Origin of the sequence: Ruminobacter amylophilus (assembly GCF_900115655.1) — a bacterium.
GTDB lineage: Bacteria > Pseudomonadota > Gammaproteobacteria > Enterobacterales > Succinivibrionaceae > Ruminobacter > Ruminobacter amylophilus.
The window spans coordinates 34,370-53,631 of sequence record NZ_FOXF01000010.1 but is presented as its reverse complement, the minus strand read 5'-3'; the positions used below and the strand labels follow the sequence as shown (position 1 = coordinate 53,631).

The 19,262-nt window shown below is 43.8% G+C and carries 17 protein-coding genes; 6 read left to right on the top strand and 11 right to left on the bottom strand.

Annotated features, from left to right (window positions below):
• Window positions 1-93 precede the first annotated feature (93 nt).
• The gene (locus BMY80_RS04310) at window positions 94-1,062 is read left to right on the top strand and encodes a chemotaxis protein (RefSeq protein WP_093141246.1); all 969 of its coding nucleotides are present in this window, start codon (window positions 94-96) and stop codon (window positions 1,060-1,062) included.
• Window positions 1,063-1,153: 91 nt separating this feature from the next.
• Window positions 1,154-2,005, top strand: a complete 852-nt coding sequence (locus BMY80_RS04305; protein ID WP_093141243.1) for a CheR family methyltransferase — start codon at window positions 1,154-1,156, stop codon at window positions 2,003-2,005.
• A 79-nt stretch (window positions 2,006-2,084) separates the two neighbouring features.
• Here the strand turns inward: BMY80_RS04305 and BMY80_RS04300 are convergent, their stop codons facing one another.
• The 4 genes from BMY80_RS04300 to bioB are packed head-to-tail and all read right to left on the bottom strand — an operon-like array spanning window position 2,085 to window position 5,817.
• Window positions 2,085-2,777, bottom strand: coding sequence for a hypothetical protein (locus BMY80_RS04300; protein ID WP_093141241.1), 693 nt, complete (start codon window positions 2,775-2,777; stop codon window positions 2,085-2,087).
• Between the two features lie 7 nt (window positions 2,778-2,784).
• The gene (locus tag BMY80_RS04295) at window positions 2,785-3,594 is read right to left on the bottom strand and encodes a methyltransferase domain-containing protein (RefSeq protein ID WP_093141239.1); all 810 of its coding nucleotides are present in this window, start codon (window positions 3,592-3,594) and stop codon (window positions 2,785-2,787) included.
• On the bottom strand, window positions 3,594-4,769 hold the full coding sequence (locus tag BMY80_RS04290; RefSeq protein ID WP_093141236.1) for an aminotransferase class I/II-fold pyridoxal phosphate-dependent enzyme: 1,176 nt from the start codon (window positions 4,767-4,769) through the stop codon (window positions 3,594-3,596). Before BMY80_RS04290 ends, BMY80_RS04295 begins: the two co-directional genes overlap by 1 nt.
• Before the next feature lies 1 nt (window position 4,770).
• On the bottom strand, window positions 4,771-5,817 hold the full coding sequence (gene bioB / locus BMY80_RS04285; RefSeq protein WP_093141233.1) for a biotin synthase BioB: 1,047 nt from the start codon (window positions 5,815-5,817) through the stop codon (window positions 4,771-4,773).
• 112 nt (window positions 5,818-5,929) lie between these two features.
• Between bioB and bioA the strand changes: the two genes are divergently transcribed.
• A complete protein-coding gene (gene bioA / locus BMY80_RS04280; RefSeq protein WP_093141231.1) occupies window positions 5,930-7,246 on the top strand; it encodes an adenosylmethionine--8-amino-7-oxononanoate transaminase in 1,317 nt (438 codons plus the stop codon).
• A 134-nt stretch (window positions 7,247-7,380) separates the two neighbouring features.
• Here bioA and BMY80_RS04275 read toward each other — a convergent pair whose 3' ends face one another.
• Window positions 7,381-9,102, bottom strand: coding sequence for a proline--tRNA ligase (locus BMY80_RS04275; protein WP_093141228.1), 1,722 nt, complete (start codon window positions 9,100-9,102; stop codon window positions 7,381-7,383).
• A 386-nt stretch (window positions 9,103-9,488) separates the two neighbouring features.
• Between BMY80_RS04275 and nqrM the strand changes: the two genes are divergently transcribed.
• Window positions 9,489-9,701: a (Na+)-NQR maturation NqrM gene (gene nqrM, locus BMY80_RS04270; protein ID WP_093141226.1), complete on the top strand. Its 213-nt coding sequence runs from the start codon at window positions 9,489-9,491 to the stop codon at window positions 9,699-9,701.
• Window positions 9,702-9,796: 95 nt separating this feature from the next.
• Window positions 9,797-10,864, top strand: a complete 1,068-nt coding sequence (locus BMY80_RS04265) for an FAD:protein FMN transferase (protein ID WP_093141280.1) — start codon at window positions 9,797-9,799, stop codon at window positions 10,862-10,864.
• A 138-nt stretch (window positions 10,865-11,002) separates the two neighbouring features.
• On the opposite strand, the gene ppa is transcribed toward BMY80_RS04265, so the two are convergent.
• Window positions 11,003-11,536: an inorganic diphosphatase gene (gene ppa, locus BMY80_RS04260; RefSeq protein ID WP_031579169.1), complete on the bottom strand. Its 534-nt coding sequence runs from the start codon at window positions 11,534-11,536 to the stop codon at window positions 11,003-11,005.
• A gap of 299 nt (window positions 11,537-11,835) precedes the next feature.
• Here ppa and mpl point away from each other — a divergent pair, with 299 nt between their 5' ends.
• Entirely contained in the window at window positions 11,836-13,194 is a 1,359-nt protein-coding gene (mpl, locus tag BMY80_RS04255) for a UDP-N-acetylmuramate:L-alanyl-gamma-D-glutamyl-meso-diaminopimelate ligase (RefSeq protein ID WP_093141224.1), read from the top strand.
• 121 nt (window positions 13,195-13,315) lie between these two features.
• Here mpl and BMY80_RS04250 read toward each other — a convergent pair whose 3' ends face one another.
• The 5 genes from BMY80_RS04250 to focA all read right to left on the bottom strand — a co-directional run bounded on the left by BMY80_RS04250 (window position 13,316) and on the right by focA (window position 19,189).
• Entirely contained in the window at window positions 13,316-14,263 is a 948-nt protein-coding gene (locus tag BMY80_RS04250) for a ribose-phosphate pyrophosphokinase (protein ID WP_031579171.1), read from the bottom strand.
• A gap of 18 nt (window positions 14,264-14,281) precedes the next feature.
• Window positions 14,282-15,148 (bottom strand): 4-(cytidine 5'-diphospho)-2-C-methyl-D-erythritol kinase, encoded by an 867-nt coding sequence (gene ispE / locus BMY80_RS04245; protein WP_093141218.1) that lies wholly within the window; start codon window positions 15,146-15,148, stop codon window positions 14,282-14,284.
• Entirely contained in the window at window positions 15,136-15,726 is a 591-nt protein-coding gene (gene lolB / locus BMY80_RS04240; RefSeq protein ID WP_093141216.1) for a lipoprotein insertase outer membrane protein LolB, read from the bottom strand. The genes ispE and lolB overlap by 13 nt, the downstream gene beginning before the upstream one ends.
• Window positions 15,727-15,961: 235 nt before the next feature.
• Window positions 15,962-18,271: a formate C-acetyltransferase gene (gene pflB, locus BMY80_RS04235; protein ID WP_031579174.1), complete on the bottom strand. Its 2,310-nt coding sequence runs from the start codon at window positions 18,269-18,271 to the stop codon at window positions 15,962-15,964.
• A 42-nt stretch (window positions 18,272-18,313) separates the two neighbouring features.
• The gene (focA, locus tag BMY80_RS04230) at window positions 18,314-19,189 is read right to left on the bottom strand and encodes a formate transporter FocA (RefSeq protein ID WP_037318943.1); all 876 of its coding nucleotides are present in this window, start codon (window positions 19,187-19,189) and stop codon (window positions 18,314-18,316) included.
• Window positions 19,190-19,262: the final 73 nt, after the last annotated feature.

Here is a 19,262-nt window from a genome sequence, read left to right as displayed (position 1 = left end):
GATCTTCTGTATGGCAGTGCAGAGGCAGAAAACTCGGCACCTTGGTATCGAGTGAAATTCACATCGAAGTAAGTTCATCTGCGGGGATAGAATATGGCAAGTGTATTGGATTCAGTGAATCAGCTGACACAGATAGTTGGTCAGAACCGACTGGAGCTGCTGTTGTTTTCGCTTGCCGGCAGAACAGAAAAATTCGGGGTAAATGTATTCAAGGTTCGTGAAGTTCTGCTGTGTCCAAAATTAACGTCAATGCCAAAACTGCATCAGTCGGTTGTAGGTGTTTCATATATCAGAGGTCAGACCATTTCGGTCATCGATTTAAGTTATGCCATAGGCGGAAAGCGAACTCAGGATATTGACAGAAGCTATGTTATCGTGGCCGAATTCAGCAGATCCGTTCAGGGGTTCCTGGTAAGCGGTGTTGAAAGAATCGTCAATATCAACTGGGACAAGGTAATGCCTCCGCCTCAGGGAATGGGAAAAAATAACTATCTGACAGCTATAACTGAAATAGACGGCGGTATTGTGGAAATACTGGATCTTGAGAAGATTCTTGATGTTATCTGTCCTAATGATATGGAAGTAAGCAAGGAGCTTATTGAAGAGTCTGTTTCTCACAATGAAAAGCAGCAGCAGATAGCAGAGGAAAGCGGGGAAGAACCGATTAAACGCAAGATTCTGATAGCTGATGACTCTACCGTTGCCCGTAAGCAGGTTGAGAAGACCGTGACTTCCCTTGGTTACGAGGTTATTAAAGCCAAGAATGGTCTTGAAGCATATAACATCCTTAAGGAATATGCTGCCAAAGGTCCTCTGACAGACCAGATCGGTCTTATAGTATCTGATATCGAAATGCCTGAAATGGATGGGTATACATTAAGTGCCAAGATTAGAAGTGAACCTGAACTGGCACAGATAAAAGTTATTCTGCACACATCACTGAGCGGTGTGTTTAATCAGTCTCTGGTAAAAAAGGTCGGGGCTGATAATTTTGTGGCTAAATACAAGCCTGATGAGCTGGCTAAAGCCATAAAGGATCTTATGGTTGTTTACGACAGATAGCAGTTCTGAACTGCAGTTTTCATAAGATTTTGCAGCTGGGTTAAATAATAATTTGAAGAAGCCCGCGTTAAAAAGTTTGGTTACAGGAATTATGGAAGATGAATATCTGGGAATAACGCAGAAAAACTATGCTTTGTTCTGTGATTTCCTGAAAAACAACAGTGGAGTTGATTTAAAAAGCAATCGGGCTTATCTGGTAAACAGCAGACTGAGTCCTTTGATTGATGCTTTCGGATGCAAAAATCTGAATGAGTTTATAAGCAAGATACTCATTTCAAATGATGCACAGATGAAGAAATCAGTAATTGAAGCCATGGTGACCCATGAATCCAAGTGGTTCCGTGACGGATATCCTTTTGAGTTCTTACTTCAGAACATTATTCCAAGCGTCAAAGATAAGTCAAAAGACGTAAAAATCTGGTGTGCCGGATGTTCCAGGGGGCAGGAACCGTATTCAATAGCCATGTCCATTCTTTCAAACTGCATCAGTTTGAGAGGTCTGCCTGTCAGCAGAATACGTATTTTTGCAACAGATCTGTCCATGGCTGTGCTGAATTTTGCGAGAGACGGCGTTTACAGTGCCACGGATCTGTCAAGGGGACTGGATGATCGTTACATAAAGTCTTTCTTTATTCCCGTTGATCATTCCTGCACTCAATACAGAATTTCAGATGAAGTCAAGTCAATGGTCAGTTTCAGACATCATAATCTGGTGAACACTGAAAACAGGCCGTTTCTTGGAAAATGTGATGCAATTTTCTGCAGAAACGTAATGATCTATTTTGACAGTGAAACAAAGATTAAAGTACTGAATCATCTGAAAGGAAGCCTGAAAACTGGCGGATATCTGATTCTTGGAAGTTCCGAGTTTATTCCGGAAGAAGTGTCTGATATGGAAATGCGGCGTTTCAGTAACGGAGTTGTTTACCAGAAAGTTACCTAAACGGAACGGGGAAAAGCTTTGAAGACTTTTCCCCGTTTTGCTCTTACTTTCTTACTTGAAGACAGGTCACAATGACGGTCTACTTTTCTGGTTTTTGAGAATCGTTTCCCGCTTTTTCAGATTTAGTGTCAACCTTAATCATGGCGGCCTGATTCATCAGCTCCGTCAGATATTTGATCTGTTCCTGATCTTTGGCTATGTGTCGTATGTAGAAATATATACTGTGTGACACATTTGATATGGCCTCAATCTTTGCCGGATCGTTGTAATCTACGGAAGTTATAAGATTTTCGGTTAATCTTGATGGCAGATCTATAAAGTATGTGACGTACTTTCCATCAGGAGTGTCGCAGCTGACTGAAAGTCCCAGATTATTATCCGGAAGTGCCTCGCATTCCTCTAATAAGCTGAGTTCTTTTGCAAATTTTTCAGTGGTCAGCTTTTCATTAGGTAACATCAGAACAGTCAGTATTTCATAGTCTTTACATCTGTATCGGGAAGATGCGCCGTCAGATGTATAGCTTATCAGGTTGCATTCCTGGGGTAGCCTGACTTCAACGTCTTTTCGTTCTTTTGGCTGCTGATCAAAGAATTCATTTTTCTGGCGTTCTATAAAATCCTGTTCGGATGTCGCATCGTCACTTGCTGTCTGATTCGTTTCGTCTGGATTCAGCAGCTTTGTTGCAGCTTCCTTATCAAAAGCCTGTGCGGTGTTGAATGAGCATAGCAGGGTTGCTCCCGCAAGGATTGCACCTATAAAACTGTAGTTCATAAAAACCTCATATAGTCCCGTAAATAAAAACAACAGGATAAGTATGACTCAGGTAACCGTGTTCGGTTAACTGTCCCTGCAAGTATAACATCAAATCACTGTATTGTGATTTACTCAGAGAATGATGTTGTGAAGTGGTATTCGCTCCTATGCTTCTGATTGCTTCAAGATACGACTTGATATTACTGTGTTTATCCGTAAAAGTGTGCTTACTGACGTTTATATTGCTTCCAAGTATTTTTCTAGCAGCCGTACAGACGTGTTCAAAGTCTGTGAACTGATAGGTTCTGTCTCCTGCTCCGATATTTTTCAGGGCGGAACGAAGTTCAGGCAGGGTACCGCAGAGAGGTAAAGACAGGGCAACGGTCTGGTATTCCCTGTATTTTTTAATTCCAGTTATCTGATTTAAAACGGTGGTGATGTTGCACCACTGCATTGCCAGTGAGGAGAATATGAAATCGTAGGTGTATCCTGTAATCTCGGGAACGGACTGCAGCTGTTCCATGTCGGCTACAAAAGATTTGGTTCCGGGGATATTCAATTTTAAGGCTTCTTCCACCATCACAGGTGACAGATCCGCACCAACAACATATTCCGCATACTGTTTCAGTTCAGAATAATTTACGCCGGGACCGCATCCTAAATCAAGGCATCTCTTAAAAAGAAAATTACTGTCGGAATCAGTGTTTTTTTGAGTGTCGGAAACACATCTGACGGTATCCTTTAATAATTTCAGGGCAATTTCCTTCTGAATTAAAGCATGTCTTGAATACTGAGATGCACCGTGGTCAAAGTGCTTGATAACCAGTTCTTTCATTATTGTGAAATTTCTCCAAGTGCTTCGGTCAGTCTCACAATATCCTCTTCCATGTGGGCGGCTGTTATGGTTATACGCAGTCTGGCAGTGCCCTTAGGTACCGTAGGAGGTCTGATGGCGCCACAGAGGATGCCTTGATTTCTGAGTCTTTCGTTTACGGCAATGAGTCTGCTGTTGTCTCCTATAATTACCGGCTGGATGGATGAAGAAGACTCAAGAAGTTCGGCACTGATGTGATTTTCATGAAATCTTCTGCGGAAAAAATCCGTCATTTCGGAAAGATGTTTTCTAAGCTCATTACCTTTAGGACCGGTGATTATTTCGAGGGATTTTATCAGTGCGTGAGCGATAAAGGCAGGGGCTGCGGTTGAATAGATATATTCACGCCCCGTGTTAATCAGGTAGTCAACAAAATCCCTGTCCGAAGCTACAAATGCCCCGCTGAGTCCGCATGCTTTGCTCAGGGGTCCCATATACACATCTATATCCTTCATTGATATTCCCTGATGCTCAGGGGTTCCGCGACCGTGCTGTCCGAGTACTCCGAAACCGTGTGCGTCATCCAGTACCAGAGTGGAAGCATATTTTCTGGATAGTGTTACGAGCTGTTTGAGATTTGCCATATCACCGTCCATGCTGAAAACCCCCTCGGTAAAAATAATCGAATTGGGGTTCTTTTCCAGCATGGCCTCGGCATGCTTCATGTCGTTGTGACGGTATCTCTGGAATTTTTCTGCTGAAAAGACGGCATCCTGCATGGAAGCATGAACCAGCCGGTCAAGAACCATATTTGTTTTGAGACTGATGCCGGCCTTAATCAGAGTCTGATTGGCGGCAAACCCAGTGTTAAACAGAATTACAGCTTCCTTGCCGGTAATCTCCTTAAGAAATTCTTCAAGCTCGTGATGGGCTCTGGTGTGTCCCGTAACCACGGCGCTGGCTCCGGTACCGGCCCCGTACAGTCTGATGCCCTCATTCAGGGCTTCGCAGATTTCAGGCATGGTACTGAGCCCCAGGTAGTCGTTTCCTGCAAAATTTAGGTACTGTTTCCCGCTGATACTGATGGTGGCTGATGTACGTTTATCAACGGTAATAAGTTCCCTGTGCAGCCTGTTTTCCTTCAGTCTGCTGAGATTTTGGACCAGGGTCTGACTCAGAACACTGTTTGCAGACATGCTATTCTTCCTCTAATTTGAAGCATTTATGGTCTGAATGGCCGGTATGCAGCGCCTTGAAAATGGCAATTCTGTCATCATGAGGAGTACTGTTTTCCGTGTTAAGAGTGGTTTTAATTCCCAGTTTGTGCATGAGGTATTCATCGGAATCCATTTCCGCATTAGGTGTGGTCAGAAGCTTGCATCCATAGAAAATTGAGTTTGCTCCGGCCATGAAGCACAGAGCCTGTGCTTCCGTACTGAGACTGCTTCTTCCTGCTGACATTCGTACATGGGATGTAGGCATTATGATTCTGGCTACGGCTATCATTTTGATGAAATCAATAGGGTCAACATCATCCGAATTTTCAAGAGGAGTTCCTTTTACCTTGACCAGAAGATTGATGGGTACTGATTCCGGGTGGGGATTTAGATTGGCCAGTGATTTCAGAAAACTGGCTCTGTCTCTCAGACTTTCTCCCATGCCGACTATGCCTCCGCAGCATATCTTGATGCCTGCACTGCGAATGTGTTCCAGAGTTTTCAGCCTGTCATTAAATGTTCTGGTGGTTATTATCTTGTCGTAGAATTCCGGACTGGTGTCAATGTTATGGTTGTAATAGTCAAGACCTGCTTCCTTCAGCTCCTTTGCCTGTTCAGGAGTGAGCATCCCCAGAGTCATGCAGGTTTCAAGTCCCATGCCTTTTACGGTTCTGATGATTTCCTTGAGATACGGCATGTCACTGTCTTTAGGGTTTCTCCATGCTGCGCCCATGCAGAAACGCGTAGCTCCGCTGTCCAGTGCCATCTGAGCTCTTGTTTTGATGGTGTCGAGATCAAGAAGTTTTTCCTTTTCAACTCCTGTATTGTGATGTGCACTCTGAGGACAGTATTTACAGTCTTCAGGGCAACTGCCGGTCTTTATGGAAAGAAGAGAACTTATCTGAACCTCATTTGCCGGAAAATTTTCACGGTGAATCTGCTGGGCTCTGAATACCAGATCCAGAAAAGGAGTATTAAACAAATCCAGTATTTCTTCAGTTGTCCAGTCGTATCTCAGCTCGGTCATGGTTTCTCCTGTTTAATGTACAGCGGTATTATCAGTGCCTGTTTAAATTTTTTTACAAGATAGTATACTGTTAAGCAAAATTCAATACTTATGTATAACAAGTGATTAAATTATGAACAATATAAACAGTAATGATGAAAAAGAACTGAAAGAGTTCGACGAGAACCATGTATGGCATCCGTACACATCACTGAACAGTCCGATTCCAACCTATCATGTAGTAAGTGCCGAAGGATGTCTGCTCCGGCTTGATGACGGCAGGGAGCTTATAGACGGAATGTCGAGCTGGTGGGCATGCTGTCACGGATACGGAAATCAGCATCTGATTGACTGCATAACGGATCAGCTAAACAAACTGTCTCATGTCATGTTTGCAGGATTCAGACATGATCCTGCCACTGTTCTATGCAAAAGACTGACATCCATGCTGCCGGAGGGACTTGATTATGTATTTCTTGCTGACAGCGGATCCGTAGCCGTGGAGATTGCCCTGAAAATGGCTATTCAGTATCAGTCGGCAAAGCATCCTGAAAGAACCAGATTTCTGACTGTACGAGGCGGTTATCACGGAGATACCATGGCCGCAATGTCGGTTACCGATCCTGGAAGCGGATTCAGTTCCGAGTATCAGAGCTATATTCCGAAACAGTATTTTATTGAGAGGCCGGCGATATCCTTTCATGATGAATGGAATGATTCAGCCATTGAGCCGCTGGCTCTGTATCTGAAGGAACATCATCAGGAGACTGCCGCATTTATTCTGGAGCCGGTAATGCAGGGAGCAGGAGGAATGTATTTTTATCATCCTCAGTATCTTGTAAAGGCGAGAGAACTGTGTGACAGGTACGATATAGTCATGATATGTGATGAAATAGCCACAGGATTCGGCAGAACAGGAAAAATGTTTGCCTGCAACCATGCGGGGATTGTACCTGATATCATGACTCTCGGTAAGGGGCTTACGGGGGGAATGATGACTCTCAGTGCCGTAGCGGTTACGGCCAAAATCCGCGACGGAATAAGCGCGTCTCCTGCAAAGGTTCTGATGCACGGACCTACATTCATGGCTAATCCTCTGGCTTGTGCCGCAGCGAACGGCAGTCTTGATCTGCTTTTATCCGGGGACGTATGTGCAAGGACTGTACACATAGAGAAGCTTCTTTATGACGGACTGAAAGAGCTGACGGCATGTAAACGGGTGGTTAAGGATGTAAGATCACTGGGTGCCTGCGGAGTGGTGGAACTCAACCGACCTGTTGATACCGTCAGAATGCAGAAATTCTTTGTAGACAGGGGAGTCTGGCTCAGACCTTTCGGCAATATCATATATATATATCCTCCGTTCATTATAAGCGATGAACAGCTTGAGGCTTGTATGAAGGCCGTAAGGGAGCTTGTGCATATTCTGGATAGAGACGGAGAGTACTGATACGCCGTTTCATATTAGGGGGAATAAAAGAAGGGAATGCAGTTTTTTCATGGCATTCCCTTATTATTTATCAGCTTGGAAAAACCGGTTGCTGCAGTTCAGCATGACCGGATTCTCAGATGCTGACGGATAAATTACTTAAGCTGAGATTCAATATTGGCAACAATTTCAGCCAGAGGCAGCTTAACCTTTTCATCACTGGTTCTGCTTTCGTATTCAGCCATGCCGTCGGCAAGAGATTTTTCACCGAGAATGATTGAATGAGGAACACCGATGAGCTTCATATCCGCGAACATTACACCAGGACGTTCTCCGCGGTCGTCAAGAATAACTTCGTATCCCTTTGCGGTAAGTTCCTGATAGAGTCTGTCGGCTTCCTTTCTCACTACTTCACTCTTGTTGTAGTTGATTGGGATAATGGCAATCTGGAACGGAGCCATGGATGCCGGCCATACAATCCCCTTGTCGTCATGGTTCTGTTCAATGGCGGCTGCGATTACGCGGGTAACACCGATGCCGTAGCATCCCATTTCCATAGGAATATTCTGACCTGCTTCATTAAGAACGGTACAGTTCATGGCCTGTGAGTACTTGGTTCCAAGTTCAAATACCTGACCTACTTCGATACCATGCTTAAGTATCAGGGTTCCCTTGCCGTCTGGGCTTGGGTCACCTTCAACAACGCAGCGGAGATCCTGAACCTCATAGTTCTGAACATCACGATCCCAGTTAACGCCTCCTAAGTGGAAGCCGTCTTCATTGGCACCGCAGTAGAAATCACTGCATACGTTGGCGGTTCTGTCAACGATGATACGGCCTTTGAAACCTACAGGTCCGAGTGAGCCAGGTGCGGCACCGAAGGCATTTTTGATTTCTTCGTCTGAAGCCATGGTGAGAGGTTTGGCAATGCCAGGAACCTTTTCAGCCTTAACTTCGTTTAATTCGTGATCGCCGCGAAGAACAAGTAGAACAAGTTCCTTTTCTCCGGTTTCCTGATTGAATCCGTGAACAACCAGTGACTTGCATAATTCCTTTTCACTTACGTTAAGGAATTTTGCAACTTCTTCGATAGTCTTGGCATTCGGAGTGCTGATCTTTTCCAAGGCCTTTGACGGAGCCTTTCTGCTTTCTGCTGGAGCAACAGCTTCAGCCATTTCAATGTTGGCTGCATAATCTGATTCGGTTGAGAAGGCGATGATGTCTTCACCGGCATCGGCAAGAACCTGGAATTCATGTGAGTGACTGCCGCCGATTGAACCGGTATCGGCTTCAACAGGACGATAGGTGAGTCCCAGTCTGTCGAAAATGCGGCAGTAGGTATCATACATGAGTTCGTAGGTTTCTCTTAAACTTTCCTTGTTCAGATGGAATGAGTAGGAGTCCTTCATTACGAATTCACGACCTCTCATTACGCCGAATCTTGGTCTTACTTCATCTCTGAACTTGGTCTGAATCTGATACATGTTGATTGGTAACTGCTTGTAGCTCTTGATTTCGTAACGTGACAGCCAGGTTACCACTTCTTCATGAGTAGGACCGAGAACAAAGTTGTTGTCCTTGCGGTCGTTGAAACGGCACAGTTCAGGACCGTAATGTTCCCAGCGGCCTGATTCCTGCCATAACTCAGCTGGCTGAACAACAGGCATATTGATTTCCAAAGCTCCGGACTTATCCATTTCTTCTCTGATGATGTTCTGTACCTTCTGGAGAACTCTCTGACCTGTAGGTAACCAAATGTATAAACCTGAAGCCAACTGTCTGATTAAACCTGCTCTGAGCATCAGCTGATGGCTGGCAATGGATGCTTCTGCAGGAGTTTCCTTAAGAGTAGATAATAAAAATTTGCTTGTGCGCATTTTTTTGAATGTCCTGGACTAAATCTAAAATAACTGTTTGGACAGACTTTTTCCCGATAAAAAGCTAACCGGGGCTGTAGGTACCGAATAAATCCGCAGCATCCGCCGTGGCCGGCTGAAGTCTGTAAAATCGGTGATTATTTTATCAAAAAAAGTGTTGATACAGAAATAAATCTGACAAATGTATTTATTGTTTAACCGTACTTATATAAATTGTTGACAGGACAAAATGTGATATATAGCAAATTTTGATTCTTTATGATAAAATTTACAGGATTTTATTGACTGAAACCATGCTTATCCGTGTTGTGATGTCTTTTGTCGTCATAATATAATTAACATGGAGATACAGGGTTTTGCGACCGTATACATAGTAGGAAAAAGAAATGGCACTGTTTCTGTACACACTGATAATTTTTGGACTGTTTTTTCTGTTGGGAGCTGTGGGATACATTTTTCAGAAGAAGGTTATCAACGGTTCATGCGGCGGTCTGGCAAATGTAGGTGTGGAAAAGGTGTGCAGTTGTGAAAAACCTTGTTTCAAGAGAAGAATCAGAAACAAGATTGCCGAACTCAAAGGCGATAAAAAGCAGGATTGATTTATTCGGTTCGTCAGAAGACCGATGTAAAGAATGTGCAGGATGCGCATTTTCAGGCACTAATGAATAATAGAAAAATTATTATCAGAGGATGTATGAAAAAAAATAATTTTATAAAGAATATTTTGCTGACGGCAATTTTTTCAACAGCTCTTGCCGGATGTGATTTTGCTAGTGCTCCAAAGGATGAGATTCATGCTGACGGCAAGACCATGGGTACTTTTTTCAGTATAACCGTGGTCGGTGATTATCCGGGCGGTCAGAAAGGGCTTGATAAGGACGCTGATGAAGTTCTTCGTAAAATCAATAAAGAAATATCTACATTTGACAAGGACAGTCTTTTATCCAAATTTAATAATTCCAAGAGTACAGCTCAGTTCCGCATAACTCAGGATATGGCGGACATTCTTATTGAAAGTCTGAGAGTCGGAAACGATCTCGACGGGGCAACTGATATAACTGTAGGACCGCTGGTGAATCTCTGGGGATTCGGTCCGAAGAAGGTTGAACAGCAGGACAGAATCCCTACTGACGAGGAAATCAGTGCAGCCAGGGCCAATATCGGACTGGACAAGCTCCATGTGGAAATCAGCAAGAATGCGGCTTATGTAAGAAAGGATAATCCGGATATATACGTTGATTTATCCACCGTCGGTGAAGGATACGGCGCTGACAAGCTTGCCGAACTTCTGGATCGCAAAGGTGTTCAGAATTACATGGTGTCTGTAGCCGGCGCAATCAGAACCAAGGGCGTCAACAATCGTGGCAAAGACTGGGTTATTGCAATCGAGGACCCTAGCAATGAGCATGCGGTAGGCAGAAACGTGATTGTACCTGTATGCACGAAGGGGCAGGCAATTTCAACAGCCGGAAGCTACAGAAACTACATTTCCTCCAAAGACGGAAAGACATTTTCACATATCATAGATCCTGCAACCGGAAAGCCTGTTGACCACAAGACTGTGTCAGTAACAGTTGTTGGTCCTACTGCGCTGTGGACAGATGCGGTTGATACCGGTCTGATGGTTAAGGGCGGTGAAGAAGCATTAAGGTATGCCAATGAACGCAATATTGCGATTTATGTGGTTACCAGAAATGCAAAAGATGACGGATTTGAAACTCACTACAGTCGTGCAATGCACAGATATCTGGAATGTGAATAAAAATCTTTACTGAACTGACTGGCCCGGAACTGTGTTTCGGGCTTTCTTTTTGGAAAATAAAAAAGAAAGAGGAGAAAATGAATTTTCTCCTCTTTCTGCATTTAAACTCGATACAAGCTATCGAACTCAGCAGTTAAATTACTTCTGTTCTTCGTAACGCTTGATAGAAGCTTCGATTTCCTTGATGGCTGCAGCCTTGTTGTCCCAGCCGTCTACACGAACCCACTTGCCGGCTTCGAGTTCCTTGTAGTGTTCGAAGAAGTGCTTGATCTGGCCCTTGAGTAATTCTGGAAGATCATCAACATCCTTGATGTTTTCGTAAAGCTTGGTGAGCTTGCTGTGTGGAACAGCGATGATCTTGGTATCTTCACCTGATTCGTCGGTCATCTTGAGCATAGCTACAGGACGGCAACGGATTACAGAACCAGGAAGTAATGGGTATGGAGTTGGAATTAAAACATCAATTGGGTCGCCGTCAAGAGACAGAGAGTGATTGATGAAACCGTAGTTGCATGGATAGAACATTGGGGTGGCCATGAAACGGTCTACAAATACAGCACCTGAAGCCTTGTCAACTTCGTACTTGATTGGGTCTGCATTCTGTGGAATTTCAATAACTGCGTAAAGATCTTCAGGTAATTCCTTACCTGCTGGAATATTGTCTAAAATCATTGTTTAAGTTCCTTAGATGTGTTATCCGAAAATTGGCAATATTATATTAGATATTGCTATATTTTTCACTATGTTTGTATTGTTTGATTCTTTTAAAAACGGGAAAAAATCCTGTTTAATCTTATGGTGTGAGATTAGGCTTAAGTTCTGAGTCTGAGTTCAGTAAATGTTTAGGTATTTACGGCTGTTGTGCTATATTATGCCATTGGTTGTTTTAAAGTATTTTATTTTTTAAGTACAGAAATATTTGGCCGGTTAACGTATGTCCGGTCTGATCTTCGTTCTGCGGGAGAAGTTTAATGCACGTCCATATTTTAGGTATTTGCGGAACCTTCATGGGAGGAATTGCCGTAATTGCCAAACAGTTAGGTTACAGGGTTACCGGTTCTGATGCCAATGTTTATCCTCCTATGAGTACCATGTTGCAGGAACAGGGAATTGAAATAATGGAAGGCTACGGGCCTGAACAGCTGCAGCCGGCACCAGATCTGATTATTGTCGGTAACGCCATGAAAAGAGGTATTCCTTGCGTGGAATACATGCTTAACGAGGGACTCCCGTATATTTCAGGTCCTCAGTGGCTTGAAAATTACGTTCTTAACACCAAAAAGGTTATAGGTGTGGCTGGAACTCACGGTAAAACGTCAACTTCAAGCATGGTTGCCTGGATTCTGGAATATGCAGGTCTCAACCCTAGTTTCCTTATCGGTGGTGTAACCGGTAATTTTGGTATTTCCGCAAGAGTTACGGATTCTCCGTTCTTCGTGATTGAATCCGATGAATATGACTGCGCCTTCTTTGATAAGCGTTCAAAGTTTGTTCACTACAGACCTTTTGTGCAGATTTTAAATAATCTGGAATACGACCATGCCGATATTTTTGAAAATATCGATGCCATCAAAAAGCAGTTCCATCATCTGGTAAGAATCATTCCCGGAAAAGGAGAGATTGTTGCTCCGTATGGTGACAAGGCCATTGATGATGTCCTTAAAATGGGCTGCTGGTCAAATCTTGTTTATACCGGTAAAGAAGGTGCTGAGCTAAGCTACAGACTTATAAACACTGACGGCAGTTCCTTTGAAGTTCTGGATAAGAGCGGGACTTCACTGGGAACAGTTGAATGGGAATCTATCGGTATCCACAACGTGTTGAATGCACTAATGGCCATAGAAGCCGCAAAATATGTCGGTGTTGCGTATGAAACGGCAATCAGAGGGCTCTGCGATTTCAGAATGCCTAAGCGTCGTATGGAACTCAAGGGTGTGGTTAATGACATTGCCGTGTATGATGACTTCGCCCACCATCCTACCGCCATAAAGACCACTCTGGACGGCTTAAGAAAGAAGGTTGGAGCCGACAAGCGCATTATTGCTGTATTCGAACCTCGTTCAAATACCATGAAGATGGGAGTTAATCATGAGCAGCTTGCGGATTCGCTGGCTATAGCCGATGAGATATACATGTATGCTCCAGACGGTCTCAAGTGGAATACAGATGAACTGGCTGACGGCCATAAGTTTAACGTGTGCCATGATTTTGAAGCCATGGTTAAGGCCATAAAGGCTTCGGCTCAGCCCGGTAATGTTATTCTTGTCATGAGTAACGGCGGTTTCGGTGGAATTCAGAACAGACTGCTTACCGAACTTGCTGAAAAATAGAAAGCAGGTTAAAAGCACTTATCGCCCTCCATTGTCATAATGAGGGGTGATATTTAAAAATAACAATAAAAAAACGGGAGGTTTTCAGACCTCCCGTTTTCGTGTCATGAATTATGACTTATTAGGCTTCAAACATTGCAGAGATTGATTCTTCGTTAGAAATACGACGAATAGCTTCAGCAAGCATTGGAGATAAGGTGAGAACGCGAACCTTACCGGTAGCCTTCATTTCTTCAGTCAGAGGGATTGAGTCAGTTACGATAACTTCATCAAGGCTTGATTCAGAAATGTTCTTTAAAGCAGGACCTGATAATACAGGGTGGGTAGCATAAGCAAATACTCTCTTTGCGCCACGCTTCTTTAATGCGTCAGAAGCCTTGCAGAGAGTACCACCGGTATCAATCATGTCGTCAACGATGATACAGTCACGGCCTTCAACGTCACCGATGAGGTGCATAACTTCAGATACGTTTGGACGTGGACGACGCTTGTCGATGATGGCGATATCAGTATCGTCGAGAAGCTTAGCGATAGCACGGGCACGAACAACACCGCCGATATCCGGAGAAACAACTACAGGATTTTCGAAGTTGTGGTTCTTCATGTCTTCAATGAGAATAGGGCTGCCGAAACAGTTGTCTACAGGAACATCAAAGAAGCCCTGAATCTGTTCAGCATGAAGATCAACGGTAAGAACACGGTCAACACCAACACTTGATAAAAGATCTGCAACAACCTTTGCAGTGATAGGTACACGTGCAGAACGTAAACGGCGATCCTGTCTTGCATAACCGAAGTATGGAACAACTGCGGTAATACGACCTGCAGAAGCACGGCGCATAGCATCGATCATAACGATGAGTTCCATAAGATTATCGTTGGTAGGAGCACAGGTGGACTGGATAATGAAAATATCACCGCCACGTACGTTTTCGTTAATCTGAACACAAATTTCGCCATCGCTGAAACGACCTACTTTAGCATCGCCAAGCTTGGTGAATAACTTTTCTGCTATCTTTTGAGCAAGATCCGGAGTACCGTTTCCTGCAAATATCTTCATGTCTGGCACGATATCAACCTCTGTGGTTTAAAGTTTTTGATTTGAACGGCTGTAACTGTCGGCAGCTTCTTTTAACGGTGAAACGTTAACCGCCTTTGCCACAAAGCCTCTCATATCATTTGGTATGTTCTCGAAAGCCGCCAAAGCCGCTTTCTCATCTTCAAAACAGGCAAAACAGGAAGCTCCTGTACCTGTCATCCTCGACGGAGCGTATTGTAACAGCCATGAGAGCGTTTTGGCAACCTTTGGATAATATTTTTTAACCAGTTTTTCGCAATCGTTGCGTGTATTTTCAAAGCAAACGTCGGCAGGGCATAGCTTCGGAGTGTTTCTAGGCAGTTCAGGATGGTTGAATATTTCTGCCGTGGATACACTGGTGTCGGTCGGAGTAGCGATCAGATAGTATTTTTCTTCAATATTTACCGGGGTCAGTATTTCTCCGACACCTTCGGCAAAAGCGGATCTTCCCCTTACAAAAACAGGTACGTCAGCTCCGAGTTTACGGCCTAGAGTTGCCAGAGTGTCTTCATCAAGTCCAAGTTTGAAAATCAGATTAAGAGCCACCAGAGCCGTTGCCGCATTGCTTGAACCTCCTCCGAGGCCACCGCCCATCGGAATGTTCTTGTTTATGTGTATGTCCGCTCCGAATTCTCTTCCTGTGTATTCCTTAAGGATTCGTGCGGCCTTGAATACAATATTGCTTTCCACCGGGAATCCCAGGTCCGGAGTTATTGTTATGGCGTTGTCATCACGGGGAGTAATGTCAAGGGTGTCACCTTTGTCAAAAAGGACAAATATTGACTGCAATTCATGGTAACCGTCCGGACGGCGACCGTTGATGTGTAAAAAAAGATTAATTTTAGCCGGAGATGGCCAGGATGTTATATTTCCCATTTGTTAACCGCTATCCTTAAAAGAAAATTGTTTCCCTTAATATCTATTTTTTTAGGAAGAAGTATACCGTTAACTTCCATGTAGTTTTTGTAGTTTACGGTAAATTCGCTGAATTCTATGCTTTCGATGGTGCCGTCATCGCGATAGTGTGCCGGATTGTTTCCCGGAATACCGGTTACGATATCCGGAAGACTGTCGCACGGAATATGGAAGCCTGTGAGATTATATACAAGTTCTTCGGCATTACTTCCTGTATGAATATTTCCCTTGTCATCAGTGATTTCAGTAAGAGAGGTGGTTTTTCTGATTTTCAGCAGAGTCGTACCGGTGATGCCTGAAACGTAGATGGTGTAGTCAGGTCTGCTTACGGAAATGTTCAGCAGGGTGCTGGTCTTGACCTTTTCATCGAAAATTCCCAGTTTCCCGCTGACCGCATAATCTTTTTTTGCTGCCAGATATTCTTCGCGGAAAGTCTGCTGTTCAGGTGTCAGAGTGGCGGTACATGCGGAGGTTATGACTGCTATGGAAACCGTCAGGGGAAGTACAACCACTGATTTGATATTGGAAAGTATGCTCATATGTTTTCTGATAAATGTTAACTTATGTTGTTTCAATACGATTTATTATAAAGCAGAAGGGGAACTGTTTTGGATTATTTGCGGAAAATTTAATGATAAATTTCTGTAGGATTCTGATTGTCTGAAAGTATTTCTGAAATTTTTTCTGAAAGTCTTTCGTTGTTTTGATAAAAAAACTCCGAATTTTCTGAAAAATCCGGAGTTTCAATCAATACACTATTTCACTAGATATCTGTTAGAGAGATGAAGTGAAGGTACGTGAAATTACGTCGTCCTGCTGTTCCTTGGTTAAGGAGTTGAAGCGTACAGCGTAACCAGATACACGAATGGTGAGCATTGGGTACTTTTCTGGGTTCTGCTGAGCATCAATCAGGGTTTCACGGTTAAGAACGTTAACGTTCAGGTGCTGACCGCCTTCGTGGTTAGCATCGTGGTGGAAGTAACCGTCAAGCAGACCGATTAAGTTAGCATTCTGCTGATTGCTTTCCTTACCTAATGCAGCTGGAACAATTGAGAAGGTATATGAAATACCGTCCTTAGCATAGGTGAATGGAAGCTTGGCAACAGAAGATAATGAAGCAACTGCACCCTTAACGTCACGGCCGTGCATTGGGTTTGCACCAGGACCGAATGGCTTACCACCGATACGACCGCAAGGAGTATCACCGGTCTTCTTACCGTATACTACGTTAGAAGTAATGGTTAAGATTGACTGAGTTGGTAAAGCGTTTCTGTAGGTTACGCGGCTCTTGATCTTCTTCATGAAGCGTTCAACGAGGTCACAGGCAATGCTGTCTACGCGGTCATCGTTGTTACCATACTTAGGGAAGTCGCCTTCGATTTCGAACTTGGTAGCTACGTTGTCAGCGTCACGGATAGCCTTAACCTTTGCATACTTGATAGCTGACAGAGAGTCTGCAGCTACTGATAAGCCGGCAATACCGCAAGCCATGGTACGGAATACGTCACGGTCGTGGAGAGCCATCTGAATTGCTTCATAAGCATACTTATCGTGCATGTAGTGAATGATGTTAAGAGCGGTTACGTACTGGGTTGCTAACCAATCCATGAAGTGGTCAACACGGCTCATTACATCATCAAAGTCGAGGTATTCACCAGCTGGGATATCGGTCTTAGGACCAACCTGCATGTGAACGCCGTTTTCGTCTACGAGACGTTCATCCTTACCGCCGTTGATGGAGTAAAGAAGGGTCTTGGCGAGGTTAGCACGAGCACCGAAGAACTGCATTCGCTTACCAACAACCATTGGTGATACACAACATGCAATTGCGTAGTCATCGCTTTCGAAGTCTGGACGCATTAAGTCATCGTTTTCGTACTGAATTGATGAAGTATCGATAGATACCTTGGCACAGAACTTCTTCCAAGCAGCTGGAAGCTTTTCAGACCAGAGGATGGTCATGTTAGGTTCTGGTGAAGTACCCATGTTGTATAAGGTGTGGAGGTAACGGAAACAGGTTCTGGTTACCAGGGTACGGCCATCGAGACCCATACCGCCTAAAGATTCGGTAGCCCAAATTGGGTCGCCAGAGAATAATGAATCGTATTCTGGAGTACGGAGGAAGCGAACCATACGGAGCTTCATGATCATATGGTCAACAAGTTCCTGAGCTTCAGATTCGGTTAAGATACCTCTCTTGATATCACGTTCAATGTAGATATCGTGGAAGGTAGCGGTACGGCCGTATGACATAGCGGCACCGTTCTGAGACTTAACAGCAGCGAGGTAACCGAAGTAGGTAGCCTGTAAAGCTTCCTTTGCAGTCTTAGCTGGGCCAGAAATATCACAGCCGTAAGAAGCTGCCATCTGCTTTAACTGACCTAAAGCCTTGTACTGATCATTGATTTCTTCACGAGCACGGATTACGTCTTCGAGTTCTCTTTCATCCTTTGGATGTTCAAGCTGAGCCTGATAAGAATTGTACTGCTTGAACTTGTCCTTCATCAGTGCGTCAACACCGTAAAGAGCGATACGACGGTAGTCACCGATGATACGGCCACGACCGTAAGCATCAGGAAGACCGGTTAATACTGCACTCTTTCTACAGTTTCTGATATCAGGAGTGTAAACGTCGAATACACCCTGATTGTGAGTCTTACGGTATTCAGTGAAGATCTTTTCAACTTCTTTGTTGAATGGCTTGTTGTAGGTTTCACATGAAGTCTTGATCATGCGAATACCACCGAAAGGCATGATAGCTCTCTTGAGAGGAGCATCAGTCTGGAGACCAACGATCTTTTCGAGATCCTTGTTGATGTAGCCAGGCTTGTGGGAAGTGATGGTTGATGGAGTGTCTGGATCGAAATCTACAGGAGCGTGAGTCTTGTTTTCGATCTTGATGCCTTCCATTACTGAATTCCAAAGAGTCTTGGTAGCTTCAGTAGCTGGAGCAAGGAATGATTCATCACCTTCATATGGGGTGTAGTTAGTCTGAATAAAATCGCGGGTATCGATTGATTCCTGCCAAGCACCTGGTTGGAAGCCTTCCCAAGCTACTTTCTGAAGCTCATTTAATTCTGCCATTTTCATTACCTCTGTTTGGTTTTAGGTAGTTTAATAAACGCTTTATGCCTTTTTGTGGCTAGCGCGACAATTTGCATACCAGTTAAATACGCCAATCATGAGGCCACCGCCTATGATGTTGCCGATTGTCACCGGTATTAGATTCTTAACAATAAAGTTTATTATTGTTAAATCGGCATACTTATCGGCGGTTTGTCCGATGGTCTGCCAGAATTCATTTCCTGCATAGTTTACCACACTTATGCCTGCAGGGATCATAAACATGTTAGCAATACTGTGTTCAAAACCTGAAGCAACAAACATTCCAACAGGGAGAATCATTGCCAAAATCTTATCGGTAAGTGTTTTTCCTGCAAAACCGAGCCATACTGCACCGCATACCATGATGTTACAGAAAATACCCATGGACATGGCTTCTGTAAATCCTATCCAGTAGCTTTCGCCGGGATGCATGTGACTTACCTTGTGAAGGGCTGTGTTAAGAATGATACGACCCCATTCACCGTTAAAACCGTTGTACTGTCTTGCAAGCATCATCAGAAGAACAATCAGAAGTCCGCCGATAAGATTGCCGAAGTATACTACACACCAGTTTTTCAGAACCGTTTTCCATGTCACTAACTTGGCAGATTTTGCAACTAAAGTTAATGTTGATGAGGTAAAAAGCTCACATCCCATCAGTACACAGAAAATAAGTCCAAGAGAGAAGCACAGACCTCCAACAAGTTTACCGTGACCGTCTGCGAGAGCTGTAGTGTAGAACATGAATGCCAGAGCGATGAAGGCTCCTGCATTTATAGACATAAGAAGACATTTCAAAAATGGCTTGGTTGCCTTGTGTTCTGTTATGTTTTCGGCAGCTTTTGCTGTTTCTTCAGCTGACAGACAGCATGTTGTAGGTATTTTGACTGGTTCCATAATCTCGTTTCTTTGGTTAAATTATAATTAAGTAAAAACCCAATAATTTTGAACTGGATCACATTTATCTGTA

Coding starts and splice junctions, on each gene's coding strand:
- lolB (WP_093141216.1), bottom strand. CDS start 15,726: ATGAGCATACTTTCCAATATCAAATCAGTGGTTGTACTTCCCCTGACG.
- ispE (WP_093141218.1), bottom strand. CDS start 15,148: ATGGGAAATATAACATCCTGGCCATCTCCGGCTAAAATTAATCTTTTT.
- bioA (WP_093141231.1), top strand. CDS start 5,930: ATGAACAATATAAACAGTAATGATGAAAAAGAACTGAAAGAGTTCGAC.
- pflB (WP_031579174.1), bottom strand. CDS start 18,271: ATGGCAGAATTAAATGAGCTTCAGAAAGTAGCTTGGGAAGGCTTCCAA.
- nqrM (WP_093141226.1), top strand. CDS start 9,489: ATGGCACTGTTTCTGTACACACTGATAATTTTTGGACTGTTTTTTCTG.
- BMY80_RS04300 (WP_093141241.1), bottom strand. CDS start 2,777: ATGAACTACAGTTTTATAGGTGCAATCCTTGCGGGAGCAACCCTGCTA.
- bioB (WP_093141233.1), bottom strand. CDS start 5,817: ATGACCGAGCTGAGATACGACTGGACAACTGAAGAAATACTGGATTTG.
- ppa (WP_031579169.1), bottom strand. CDS start 11,536: ATGATTTTAGACAATATTCCAGCAGGTAAGGAATTACCTGAAGATCTT.
- BMY80_RS04310 (WP_093141246.1), top strand. CDS start 94: ATGGCAAGTGTATTGGATTCAGTGAATCAGCTGACACAGATAGTTGGT.
- mpl (WP_093141224.1), top strand. CDS start 11,836: ATGCACGTCCATATTTTAGGTATTTGCGGAACCTTCATGGGAGGAATT.
- focA (WP_037318943.1), bottom strand. CDS start 19,189: ATGGAACCAGTCAAAATACCTACAACATGCTGTCTGTCAGCTGAAGAA.
- BMY80_RS04295 (WP_093141239.1), bottom strand. CDS start 3,594: ATGAAAGAACTGGTTATCAAGCACTTTGACCACGGTGCATCTCAGTAT.
- BMY80_RS04290 (WP_093141236.1), bottom strand. CDS start 4,769: ATGTCTGCAAACAGTGTTCTGAGTCAGACCCTGGTCCAAAATCTCAGC.
- BMY80_RS04275 (WP_093141228.1), bottom strand. CDS start 9,102: ATGCGCACAAGCAAATTTTTATTATCTACTCTTAAGGAAACTCCTGCA.
- BMY80_RS04265 (WP_093141280.1), top strand. CDS start 9,797: ATGAAAAAAAATAATTTTATAAAGAATATTTTGCTGACGGCAATTTTT.
- BMY80_RS04305 (WP_093141243.1), top strand. CDS start 1,154: ATGGAAGATGAATATCTGGGAATAACGCAGAAAAACTATGCTTTGTTC.